The organism is Streptomyces boncukensis (assembly GCF_011045075.1).
Classification (GTDB): domain Bacteria; phylum Actinomycetota; class Actinomycetes; order Streptomycetales; family Streptomycetaceae; genus Streptomyces; species Streptomyces boncukensis.
In genome coordinates, this window is record NZ_JAAKZZ010000215.1 from 1 (window position 1) to 11,849 (window position 11,849).

Below are 11,849 nucleotides of genomic sequence, written 5' to 3' on the forward strand. Positions count from 1 at the left end.
GGGAGGGGGTGAGCGCGGTCCGGGCACCGCTCGTCTGGGGCGATCACCCGCGCTTCCGCGACCAGTTGCGCTGGGGAGCCACGGGCCGCCTCTACCAGGCGGTGCGTTCGGGCGCGCCGGTGAGCTTGCCGGATCCGGCGGAGGGCTGGTGCGGCGTGCCGTGGGTGCACGCCGCCGCGCTGGCCCGTGCGCTGGCGCGGTGCGTCGAGCGGCCAGCGGGCGGCGTGGTCAACGCGGTGGGCGGGCATGTGGCGTGGGCCGATCTGGCGGCGGAGCTGACGGGTCTGGTGGGGGGTGCCGGACGCGGTGCGGAGGGCGTCGGCGCCGCCTTCGCGCCGGACCGGGATCCGCGCCACCGGCTCCGCTTCGACACCGGGCCGCTGGCCGCCGAACTGGCGGAGCGAGCGGGGGAGGACTGGCGTACGACGCTCGCCGCGATGGTCTCCCGGGACGGCGGGGGCGCACCGGGCGGGTGACCAGTGACCTCCGCGCCGTGGTCCGGTGTGTCCGGATACCGGGCACACCGGAGTCGGTCCGCTCTTCAACCAACTTCACCTTTCGCTCCGTTACTTCGTCAATTCGAGGTAATAACTGCCACTGCCCTCTCCACCTGGTGCAATTGCCGCTGGCAAGATCCTGCGCACATGTGCGGGAGCGAAACACTCGTTCCCGTCCCCCCACGATGCAAGGAGCACCACGTGCGAGGCACCTCTGCGATAACCGGTGCATCCGGTCCATCCGGTATCTCCGCGGCGCGGAAGCGCGCGCTGCGCGGCGGGGCCCTGGTGGCGACCGCCGCCCTGCTCGTCGCCGCCGTCGAGACCGGAACCGCGGTGGCGGGCGAGGGGCGCGGCGGAGACTCCCCGGCGACGGTGGCCGGGACGCTCGGCCTCGGGGCCAAGGAGAAGCTGATCCGGCGCGACGTCGTCAAGGATCCGGACGGCACCACCCACACCCGCTATGACCGCACCTATGCCGGAATGCCGGTCATCGGCGGCGATCTGATCGTGCACAGGTCGCCCTCCGGCGCGGTGAGCGTCACCAAGGCGACCAAGCGCCGCATCGCGGTGGACACCACCGAAGCCGCCGGCCGCGCCGCCGAGTCGGCGGGCGGCACGGCCCGCAAGGCCGCCAGGGCGCAGGAGGTGACCGGGGCGAAGGCGGGCAAGCCCGCCCGGGTCGTCTGGGCCGTCAAGGGCGCGCCGCGGCTGGCGCTGCGCACGGTCGTGCGCGGCACGCAGGAGGACGGCAGCCCGAGCCGGCTGCATGTGTTCACCGACGCGGAGTCGGGCCGGAAGCTGGCCGCGATGGAGGAGCGCCAGGGCATCGTCCCGGCGGACCAGGCGGCGCGCGCGTCGAAGGACGGCGCGCGGCCCGGAAAGAGCGCGCAGGGCGCGCAGGGCGGGAAGGGCGCGCAGGGCAAGCCCGCCGCGGCGGAGGGCGAGGGCACCGCCCAGTACAGCGGCAGCGTCGCGCTCGGCACCACCGGCACCGACAAGGGCTACACCCTCACCGACGGCACGCGGGGCAAGGGCCGCACCACCGACCTCGGCAACACCGAGGACGACAGCGGCCAGGGCACCGCCTTCTACGACGACGACAACAAGTGGGGCGGCGGACGCCAGACGGCCGCCGTCGACGCGCACTACGGCGCCGCTGCCACCTGGGACTACTACAAGAAGGCGCACGGCCGGAACGGCATCAAGAACGACGGCAAGGGAGCGCTCTCCCGCGTCCACTACGGAAAGGGCTATGTCAACGCCTTCTGGAGCGACTCCTGCTTCTGTATGACATACGGCGACGGCGAGGGCGACGCCAAGCCGCTGACCTCGCTCGACGTCGCGGCCCACGAGATGTCGCACGGCGTCACCTCGGCGACCGCCAACCTCGTCTACCAGGGCGAGTCCGGCGGCCTCAACGAGGCGACCAGCGACATCTTCGCCACCGCCGCCGAGTTCCACGCCGACAACGCCGCGGACCCGGGCGACTACCTCATCGGCGAGAAGATCGACATCAACGGCGACGGCACCCCGCTGCGGTACATGGACAAGCCGAGCAGGGACGGCGAGTCCCTCGACTCCTGGTCGCCCGAGGCCGGCGACGCCGACGTCCACTACTCGTCCGGCATCGCCAACCACTTCTTCTATCTGCTCTCCGAGGGCAGCGGGAAGAAGACGATCGGCGACGTCACCTACGACAGCCCCACCGCGGACGGCAGCGACGTCAAGGGCATCGGCCGGGACAAGGCGGCGCAGATCTGGTACAAGGCGCTGACCGCGTACATGACCTCCACGACCGACTACCAGGACGCGCGCACGGCCACCCTGAAGGCCGCCGCCGACCTCTACGGCAAGGACAGCACCGAGGCCGAGGCGGTCGGCGCCGCCTGGACCGGCGTCAACGTCACATGACGGCACCCGGGGTGCGCCCCGGAGGGGCGCGGGGCGCGGCGGCTAACCGGTCGCGGACTCCGGTGCGGGCAGCCGCTCCAGGATGCGGTCCATACCGCTGGTCCAGTTGGCCTTGAGCGCCGCGACCGCGTCCTGCAGCCGGCCGTCGAGGAGGTGCTGGGCGATCAGCTCGTGCTCCTCGGCGGCCCGCTGCAGCACCTCCTCGTCCGGCACCAGCGCCCGCTCGTAGCGGTGCAGGGTGAGCTTGAGCGAGCCGATCAGGTCCATCAGCCGCTCGTTGCGGCAGCCCGAGAGCAGCAGCTCGTGCCAGGCGTCGTCGTAGCGCTCGATGGTGCCGTGCGGCGCGCTCGGCGCGGAGAACGCGCGGGCCTCCTCCAGCAGCCGGGGCGCGATGTCCGCCAGATGCCCGGGCGGTGACAGCTCCAGCGCGAGGGACTCCAGCGAGATCAGGATCGCCGTCACATCGCGCAGCTCTCGCGCCCCGATCGGCGCGAACCGGAAGCCCTTGCCGCGCTCGCTGGTGATGATCCCCTCGCGTTCGAGGGAGATCAGGGCCTCGCGCAGCGGGGTGCGGCTCACCCCGACCTGCTCGGCGAGCTGGATCTCGTTGACCGGTTCCCCGGTGTCGAGCCGGCCCTGCGCGAGCAACTCCAGGATCTCGTCCTTCACCTGCTCGCGCAGCGGCCGCCGCTCGATGCCCATCTCCCGCTTCCCCTTCGTGGTCTCCGCTGCGGCGCCCCGATCGCTCGGTTCCGCCGCGCGATGTCAGGTGGAACACCCCGTCCGACGCGCCGGTCCGGCGGGGGGTCCGGGTCATCCCCCGGGACAGCACAGTATCGGCCCTCTCAGGCCGTGCCCGCGCCGTCGACGGCCAGCACGGCGCCGCTGACGAACCCGGACGCGTCACTCGCCAGGAACGCCACGGTCTGGGCGATGTCCCGGGGTTGTCCGATGCGGCCCAGGGGGCGGTCGGCCGCGTCGTCGTAGAACGCGTCGGCGCTCTCGCCGAGCTGGCGGGCCTCGTCCGCGAGCATGCCGGTCGCGGTGTCGCCGGGGCACACGCAGTTCACCCGGACGTTGTCCGGCCCGTGGTCGATGGCCATCGCCCGGGTCATGTTCACCACGGCGCCCTTGGACGCGCAGTACGAGACGGCCCGCCCGCCGCCCCTGATGCCCCAGCCGGAGCCCGCGTTCACGATGCTGCCGCCGCCCGCCGCTGCCATATGCGGAATGACCAGGCGGCTGAGCAGCAGCACGGATCTGACGTTCACCGCCATCACCAGATCCCAGTCGTCCTCGCTGATGTCCAGGACGGTGGAGCGGCGGATGACGCCCGCGTTGTTGAACAGGACGTCGACGCCGCCGTACCGGGTGACGGCCGCGTCCACGGCGGCCTCGCAGTCGGCGCGCCGGGAGACATCGCAGTGGACGAACGTGCCCTGGGCCTCCTCGGCCGCCGCGCGGCCCCGCTCGCGGTCCAGGTCGGCGAGGACGACGGACGCGCCGAGCTCGGCGAGCAGCTTCGCGGTGGCGCGTCCGATGCCGGACGCCGCACCCGTGACGATCGCGCGCTTGCCGGTCAGGTCGATCATGGTGGCTCCCGTGTGGTGGTGCGAGTGCGAGTGCGAGTGCGAGTGGTGGTGCGCGGCTCAGATGGTGACCCGGTACATGGTGAGAGCGCCGCGGCCGGTGATGACCGGGCGGTAGCCGGTGAGCTCCGCGTCGAGCGCGTCATCGCCGCTGTCGACGAGGAGGGGCCGGCCCCCCAGCGCGGCGAGCTTGCTCTCCGTGCAGACGACGAGGACCCGGGCGGCCCCGCCCGCGGCACGGATCACCTCCGGGCCGAGCTGCTGGTTGCCCCGCCCGAGCAGAAAGCCCTGCCCGCCGACGGGGGAGAGGGCGACGAGCGCGGGGCGGCCCGCGCGGACGAGGTCCAGCAGCGCGTCGCCGCCGGCGTTCCGGGCCACGACCTCCGCCGTACCGCCGCCCGGGACCAGCGCGCTGACCCCGGTCGGGCCGACCTCGGCGCCGAGCGCCGCGGCGAGCGCCTGGGTGGTGGTCCCGGGCCCGAGAACGAGCAGCGGGCCGCGGCTCCCGGCGCCCGGCAGCCGCTGCGCCGCCTCCCGCACCTCCCGTGCGATGCCGCCCACCGCGTCCGGCGACAGCACCGTGCCGCCCGTCTTCCGCTGCTGGAGCCGGGCCGGGACGAAGGGGACCGGCAGCCAGCCGTACAGCCGGGCGGTCACCCTGCCCTGCCGCAGCGCGGCCTCGTCCCGGTCCATGACCTCGGCCCGCCGCGTGGGTACGCCGCCCTCCTCGCGCCCGTACACCGCCGCGACCTCCCCGGCGGCGCGCGGGTTCACCGAGAAGACCGCCGAGTGCATCTTCACCCCGGTGGGGATGCCGAGGACGGTCAGCTCCGTGTCGCCGCCCAGCGCGTCGTACACGTCGCGCGCCGTCCCGTCGCCCCCGGCGAACAGCAGCAGCCGGACGCCCGCGTCCCGCAGCGCCCGCACCGCCGCGACGGTGTCCGCGGCGGTGGTCCGCGGCGCGCCCGGACGGCCGGCGTCGTGCACGTGACCGGCGTCGGGGGCGCGCGTGCCGACCCCGCTCCCGGGGGCTCTTCGAGCAGGGGGGACCACCCCCAGGCGCGGACTTCCCGGGCGCAGCACGGCGCTGTCGGCGCACTCGGCGCTGCCGGTCTCCGATGAGGGGGCAACCGGAACCACCCGGTGCGGCCACCCCGCGCCGGCCGCCCACCGGGCGCCCAGCACACCGGGAGCGGCCAGCAGTTCGACATCCGCGCCGCGAGCCGCGAGCTCCGAGAGCGCCGCGCGCGCCCGCGTTCCCGCGCGCGGGCGCGCGCCCAGCTCCCGCGCGCGCTGCTGGACCGCCTCGCCGTCGCTGCCCTGGAGACCCACCCGGCCGCCGAGGCCGGCGACCGGATTGACCACCAGGCCGACGCGGATCACGCCCCGTCCTCGCCGAGGACCTTGCGGCGGTAGGCGCGCCAGGTGACCGCCCAGGTCGCGGCGGACTCCAGGGTGTCCTCGCGCGCGCGGTGCACCGTGGAGCGGTGCGGCGCGGTGCGGACGACGTCCGGATCCTCGTACGCCTCGCGGGCGACCTCCGCCAGGATCGCCGCGTACTCGTCGAGGTCGGCCCGCGAGTAGGACTCGGTCGGCTCCAGAGTCATCGGCTCGGGCACGGTGTACGGGTGGTGGCTGGTCCAGTAGTGCGTGCCGAAGTCGGCGGCGCGCAGGCCGATCTCCTCGCTGTGCACACCCGTGTCCGCGTGCAGCCGCTCCCACGAGTAGCGCACCTGCTCGACCCGGGGGCGGCTCTGCGCGTACGGCACCGAGACACCGGGGATCTCCCGGATCCTGGACAGCAGGTAGTTGTTGTTGAGGACGGCCACCTCCGCCGCCTCCCGCAGCCCCTCGGCGCCCAGTGACATGATCCAGGCGTAGGCCCGGACCAGGTTCGGGACGACGCCGTAGAAGGGCCGTACGGAGCCCACCGAGTCCGGCCGGTCGTGCTCCAGGCGGTAGCGCTCGCCGTCGAACTCGACCGTGGGGCGCGGCAGGTACGGCGCCAGCTCCTCCGTCACCCCGCAGGCCCCCGCGGCCGGGCCGCCGCAGGCGTGCGGCGTGGAGAAGGTCTTGTGCAGGTTGAAGTGGCACAGGTCGAACCCGGCCTCCCGGGCGCGGGTGATGCCGAGGATGCCGTTCGCGTTGGCCTGGTCGTACGCGCACAGCCCGCCGGCCTCGTGGACGAGGCGTACGAACTCCTCGATGCGCGGGTTGTAGATCCCGGTGTCCTCGGGGTTGGTGATCAGGAGCGCGGCCGTGCGCGGGCCCGCGGCCGCACGCAGCGCCTCGATGTCCGGGTAGCCGTCGGCGTCCGGCGGGAGGGTGATGACGCGGTAGCCGGCCGTCTTGGCGCAGGCGGCGTTGGAGGGGTGCGAGAACGACGAGGTGATGACGGTGTCGCGCTGCTCCGCCTCGCCGCGCGCCGCGAAGTAGGCGCGGATCATCGCGACGTTGGTCCAGATCGCGGAGGACCCGGCGGCGGGCTGGAGGGAGACCCGGTCCATCCCGGAGACCTCCCGCAGCAGGCCCTCCAGCCGGTACATGATCTCCAGCAGCCCCTGCACCGTGGACGCGTCCTGCAGCGGGTGCGCCTCGGCCACCCGGGGGTCGCGGACGAAGCTGTCGTTGACCTTGGGGCTGTACTTCATGGTGCAGGTGCCCTGGCCGACGTCGACGTTGAGATCGGCGCCCAGGTTCTCCTGGGAGAGCCGCAGATAGTGCCGCAGCACCTGCTGCTGTCCCAGCTCGGGCAGCGCCGGCGGGGTGCCGCGCCGCAGCGCGTCCGGGAGCGCAGCGGCCACGTCGCCGACGGCGGCGGCGACCTCCGGCTCCGGCGCCGGAACCTCGATGCCGCGCTGGCCCGGCGTACTCAGCTCGAAGATCAGCTTCTCGTCCCAGCGCGCCTGGTGGAACCGGCGCAGCGCGGGCTTGGGGGCGACCCGCGCGTCCTCGCGGGTGGGTTCGGCCGCGCCCTGGCGTCGTGCGTCGCTCACAGCATCTCCTCGTTCGCTTCTCCGCCCGCGCGGCGGTGTGCGGGTGTCGTTGTCGTGTGCGGTTGGGTTGCCGCGCGTGCGGCGCTCACGGGATCCCCTTCAACGTGTCGGCCAGCCGGTCGATGTCGGCGGTGGTGTGGGTCTCGGTGACGCAGAACAGCGCCTCGTGCGGGCCGCGTTCCGGGCGGAGCGCGCCGCCGAAGATGCCGTGCTCCAGCAGCGCGGCGTTCACCTCGACGGCGGTGCGGGAGCCGGTGAAGCGGACCGGGAAGTCCGCGAAGTGCACCGCGTCCGCCTGCGGGACCTCGACCCCGGGGACCTCGGCCAGCCGCCGCTTCGCGTACGCGGTGTGCGCGAGCACCGTCTCGCCGATCTCCCGCATCCCGTGCGGGCCCATCAGCGCGAGGTACACCCCGGCGCCGATGCCGTGCAGCGCCGACGCCGTGCCGACCCACTCCCGCCCCTCCTCGCGCAGCGCGAACGAGGTGCGCTCGAAGGCGACGTCGCCGAACCCGTACTCGCCCTCGACGGAGGTGGGCACGAGCCCGAACAGCCGGGTGGGGAACTCGGCGACCAGCTGCTCGACGTCCTGCGTGGCCAGAAAGCCGGCGTTGCCGCCGCCGTAGCTCATATGCACCCCGAGCGGCTGGATGTCGCCGCACGCGATGTCCGCGCCGTAGTCGGCGGGCGGGGCCAGCACCCCGAGCGTGAGCGGGTTGCAGCCGACGACGTACAGCGCACCGGCCTCGTGTGCGAGCTCCGCCAGGTCGGGCAGGCCCTCGTCCACCAGCCCGGAGTACGCGGGCGCCTGGGCCCACACCGCCGCCACGTCCCCCGCGGCGAGCTCGGCGCGGACGGCGTCGAGATCGGCGCGGCCGTCGGCGCGCGGCGGCAGCACGGTGACCTCGTGCTCGGGACGGACATAGTCGGTCACCTTGGAGAGCTGTTCGGGCGCAGTGTCCGAGACGGCGAGCAGCCGGCGGCGCCCGGTGACCCGCCCGGCCATCCGCAGCGCGGTGCCCGCGGCCTGGAAGCCGTCGTACACCGGCACGTTGACGACCTCGGCCGCCAGCAGCTCGGCCATCAGCGACTGGTACTCCCACATCGCCTGGAAGCGGCCGTGGTCCTCGTAGGGCTCGCCCGCGTAGGCGGTGAGGAACTCGCTGCGGTTCACGACCTCGTCGACCACGGCCGGGACGTGGTGCGGATAGCACCCGGCGCCCAGGAAGGAGAGCGTGTCGCGGGTGGAGCGCCCGCCGGCCAGCAGCTCCTCCAGGTGCCGTACCAGCCCGGCCTCGGAGCGCAGCGGCGCGGGCAGGTTCAGCGGGCGGTGCAGCCGCAGGGACGCGGGGATGTCGGCGTAGAAGTCCTCGACGCTGTCGGTGCCGACGGCCTTCAGCATCGCCCGCCGCACGGCGGGCGCGGAGTTGGGGATGTACGGGTGGGCGTGCGGGGGAGTCGCGGTCATGGCCGCCTTCCGGTCGGGCTGTAACGGATCGGTCCGGGACGCAATGCGGTCCCGGAGAGGACGACTCGTGCGGCGAAACGGAAGTTGCTCGGTGCAACCCTCTTGACGCACGGGGCGTTATTCCGTGTTCTGTATACAGAATTAAGCGCTACGGCCGCAGGAGGCAAGAGTGCGCAGAGAACTGACCCGGCTGAATCGCAGAACGCTGCTGGCCTCGGCGGGCGCAGCGGCCCTCTCCGCCGTCACCGGCTGCGCCACCGGCGGGGTCAGCAACCGGGAGGCGGTGCGGCTCGGCCCCGGCGCCACCGGGCCCGTCCAGGGCCGGATCACCGCCTGGGCCTGGGACGTGGCGGCGCAGGCGCTGAAGCGGATGGCGGAGAAGTTCGAGGCCCGCCACCCCGGCACCAGCATCCACGTCCGCGACATCGGCTACGACAACGCGTACGACAAGATCACCGTCGGGCTGCGCGCCGACACCGGCCTCGCCGACCTGCTCTACATCGAGGGCCAGCGCCTCCCCTCGTACATCGGCACCTTCCCGCGCGGGCTGCACGACCTCACCCCGCTGGTGCGCAGGTACGCGGCGGACTTCGACCGGGCCGCGTGGCAGACCGGCGTCTCCGCCGACGGCAAGGTCTTCGCGCTCCCCTGGGACACCGGCCCGCTCGCCCTCTTCTACCGCCGGGACCTGTTCGCGCGGGCGGGCGTCGACCCGGCCTCCCTGAAGACCTGGGACGACTACGTCCGGGCCGGAGTCGCAATCAAGGAGAAGACCGGCAGCAAGCTGCTGATCATGGACCCGGCCGAGAACGACTCGCTCTTCCCCTCCCTGCTCCAGCAGCAGGGCCAGCACTGGTTCAAGGACGGCGGCAAGGTCGCCCTCGACACCCCGGCCGCCGTGCGCGCCCTCGCCCTGATCCGGGAGCTGGGCCGCAGGGACCTCATCCGGTGGGAGCGCGGCTGGGACGGGCTGGTCACCGCCACCAAGGAGGGCAAGGTCGCCACCGCGCCCTCCGCCGCCTGGTGGAGCGGCACCCTCACCGGCGAGATGCCCGAGCTGAAGGGCAGGTTCGGCGTCCTCCCGCTGCCCGCCTTCGGCGCCGGAGGCGCCCGCACCTCCAACAACGGCGGCTCCAGCCTGTGCATACCGGCCCAGAGCGAGAACCCCCGCCTCGCCTGGGCCTTCACCCGATTCCTCCTCACCGACAAGGACAACCTGGTGTCCATGCTCCGACGCGAGGGACTCTTCCCCGCCTACCTTCCGGCCCTCAAGGACCCCTATCTGCGCCGGCCCCAGCCCTACTACGGCGGGCAGCGCGCCTGGCAGGTCTTCGCCGACCTCGCCCCGCACATCCCCCCGGTCGAGTACACCAGGGACGGGCCCAAGGCCGCGGACATCGCGCAGAAGGCCGTCACAGCGGCGGGGATGCGCGGCGCCGACCCGGAGCGCGAACTGCGCTCCGCGGCGAAGCAGTTGGCGGGGGCCACGGGCCGGAAGGAAGCCGAGGCGGCGCATTCAGGGGCGCGGGACTCTGCTCACAAGCGGCTTCGCCGCGGGGCGCGACCGGCCACAGCGACACCCGCAGCCCGCGGCGGGCGGCCAGGGGCAGCCCCTTCCCGGCTGGTTCCCCCGAAGAGAGCCTAGCCGTCATGGTCGCCCGCAGGCCGCGCCTCACCCACTGGATCTTCGCCGGGCCCGCCACCGTCCTGTTCGCCGTCTTCTTCGCGTACCCGCTCGGCGCCAGCTTCTACCAGAGCTTCACCACGACCGAGAACGGCCATACCCGCTGGGCCGGACTCGACCAGTACACGCGGATGTTCCACGATCCGTCGTTCCTCGACTCCATGGCCAACACCGGGCTGATCCTCGTCGTCCAGGTCCCGGTGATGATCGCGCTGGCGCTGCTGCTGGCCGTGCTGCTCAACCAGTCCTGGCTGCGCTTCCGCGGCACCTGGCGCGCCGTCTACTTCCTGCCCGCCGTCACCACACTCGTCGCCTACGCCGTCGTCTTCCGGGTGCTGCTGAAGACCGACGGCGGGCTCGTCAACCAGGCCGCCGAGGCGTTCGGCTTCGGCCCCGTCGACTGGCTGAACGACCCCGTCTGGGCCCGTATCTCCCTGATCGCCTCCATGACCTGGCGCTGGGCCGGCTACAACGCCGTCATCCTGCTGGCCGGACTCCAGTCCATCGGCCGCGAGCAGTACGAGGCCGCGGCCGTCGACGGCGCGGGCACCCTCACCACCTACACCAGGGTGATCCTCCCGCAGCTGCGCCCGGTGCTCCTCTTCTGCGTCATCACCTCCACCATCGGCACCCTCCAGCTCTTCGACGAGAACTACACCCTCACCCGCGGCGGCCCCGACGACGCCACCCTCACGCCGGTCCTCTACCTCTACAAGGTCGGCTTCCAGCAGATGGACTTCGGCTACGCCGCCGCCATCGCCTGGGTCGTCGTCGCCGTCATCGCGGTGATCTCCTTCCTCCAGTTCCGCCTCTTCGGAAGGGACCGCAAGTGATGAGCGTGCGTGTGAACCCGGCCAGGGCCGGCCGCTGGCTGCTCCGGCTGGTGCTGCTCGCGGGCGCGGTCCTGAGCCTGATCCCGTTCCTGTGGATGGCCATCGCCTCCACCCACAGCACCGGGGACCTCTTCCACTCGCCGCCGCCCCTGCTGCCCGGCGGCGAGCTGCTGCGCAACCTCGCCCGCCTCCAGGACACCGTCGGCTTCGGCCGGGTGCTGCTCAACAGCCTCGGCATCGCCGTCGTCCACACCGTGCTCAGCTCGCTGATCTCCGCGATGTGCGGCTGGGGCCTGGCCAAGTACCGCTTCCGGGGGAGGGGGCTGCTGCTCGGCGCGATCCTGGCGACGATGATGATCCCGCTCCAGGTGCTGCTGGTGCCGCTGTTCCAGATGATGGCCAGCCTCGGCTGGGTGAACACCTACCAGGCCGTCATCATCCCGTTCCTGGCCAACGCCTTCGGCATCCTGCTGATGCGGCAGGGCTTCCTCGACTTCCCCGACGAGCTGCTGGAGTCGGCCCGCATCGACGGCTCCGGTGAGCTGCGCACCTTCTACCGCATCGTGCTGCCCTGCGTACGGCCGCAGCTCGGCGCGCTCGTCATCTTCACCTTCATGACGCAGTGGAACAGCTTCATCTGGCCGCTGCTGATGCTCAACACCGAGGACAAGTACACCGTGCCGGTCGCCCTCAACACCCTCACCGGCCTCACCCACGTCGACTACTCCGGGCTGATGCTCGGCTCGCTGCTCGCCACCCTCCCGCTGATGCTCGTCTTCCTGCTCTTCCAGCGGCAGTTCGTGGCCGGGCTGCTCGGCGGCGCACTGAAGGGATGACCGTTGCCCGCACCCGACCGCTCCCCGCACTC

9 protein-coding genes and 1 pseudogene are annotated in these 11,849 nt (G+C 72.9%); 5 read left to right on the forward strand and 5 right to left on the reverse strand.

Features of this window, described 5'->3' with window-relative positions; all coding sequences use genetic code 11:
- A pseudogene (locus G5C65_RS20150) lies at positions 1–476 on the forward strand (condensation domain-containing protein); the annotation flags it as partial.
- 222 nt (positions 477–698) lie between these two features.
- Positions 699–2,411, forward strand: a complete 1,713-nt coding sequence (locus G5C65_RS20155) for a M4 family metallopeptidase (protein ID WP_338146541.1) — start codon at positions 699–701, stop codon at positions 2,409–2,411.
- Between the two features lie 42 nt (positions 2,412–2,453).
- On the opposite strand, the gene G5C65_RS20160 is transcribed toward G5C65_RS20155, so the two are convergent.
- The 5 genes from G5C65_RS20160 to gcvPA form a co-directional block, all read right to left on the reverse strand.
- Positions 2,454–3,113, reverse strand: a complete 660-nt coding sequence (locus G5C65_RS20160) for a GntR family transcriptional regulator (protein WP_165300283.1) — start codon at positions 3,111–3,113, stop codon at positions 2,454–2,456.
- Positions 3,114–3,256: 143 nt separating this feature from the next.
- Positions 3,257–4,003 carry an SDR family NAD(P)-dependent oxidoreductase gene (locus G5C65_RS20165; protein WP_165300284.1) on the reverse strand — a complete coding sequence of 249 codons (747 nt, stop codon included), beginning with the start codon at positions 4,001–4,003 and terminating at the stop codon, positions 3,257–3,259.
- A 57-nt stretch (positions 4,004–4,060) separates the two neighbouring features.
- Positions 4,061–5,383, reverse strand: a complete 1,323-nt coding sequence (locus tag G5C65_RS39390; RefSeq protein WP_165300285.1) for an NAD(+)/NADH kinase — start codon at positions 5,381–5,383, stop codon at positions 4,061–4,063.
- Positions 5,380–6,996 (reverse strand): aminomethyl-transferring glycine dehydrogenase subunit GcvPB, encoded by a 1,617-nt coding sequence (gene gcvPB / locus G5C65_RS20175; RefSeq protein WP_165300286.1) that lies wholly within the window; start codon positions 6,994–6,996, stop codon positions 5,380–5,382. The genes G5C65_RS39390 and gcvPB overlap by 4 nt, the downstream gene beginning before the upstream one ends.
- Positions 6,997–7,081: 85 nt before the next feature.
- Complete coding sequence (gene gcvPA / locus G5C65_RS20180; protein WP_165300287.1) at positions 7,082–8,464, reverse strand: aminomethyl-transferring glycine dehydrogenase subunit GcvPA; 1,383 nt, start codon at positions 8,462–8,464, stop codon at positions 7,082–7,084.
- Between the two features lie 169 nt (positions 8,465–8,633).
- Between gcvPA and G5C65_RS20185 the strand changes: the two genes are divergently transcribed.
- Genes G5C65_RS20185 through G5C65_RS20195 form a run of 3 tightly spaced genes read left to right on the forward strand, consistent with a single transcriptional unit; the run spans position 8,634 to position 11,817 of the window.
- A complete protein-coding gene (locus G5C65_RS20185) occupies positions 8,634–10,109 on the forward strand; it encodes an extracellular solute-binding protein (RefSeq protein ID WP_206442046.1) in 1,476 nt (491 codons plus the stop codon).
- Between the two features lie 5 nt (positions 10,110–10,114).
- Positions 10,115–10,981 (forward strand): carbohydrate ABC transporter permease, encoded by an 867-nt coding sequence (locus tag G5C65_RS20190; protein ID WP_165300288.1) that lies wholly within the window; start codon positions 10,115–10,117, stop codon positions 10,979–10,981.
- On the forward strand, positions 10,981–11,817 hold the full coding sequence (locus tag G5C65_RS20195; RefSeq protein WP_165300289.1) for a carbohydrate ABC transporter permease: 837 nt from the start codon (positions 10,981–10,983) through the stop codon (positions 11,815–11,817). Before G5C65_RS20190 ends, G5C65_RS20195 begins: the two co-directional genes overlap by 1 nt.
- Positions 11,818–11,849 lie beyond the last annotated feature (32 nt).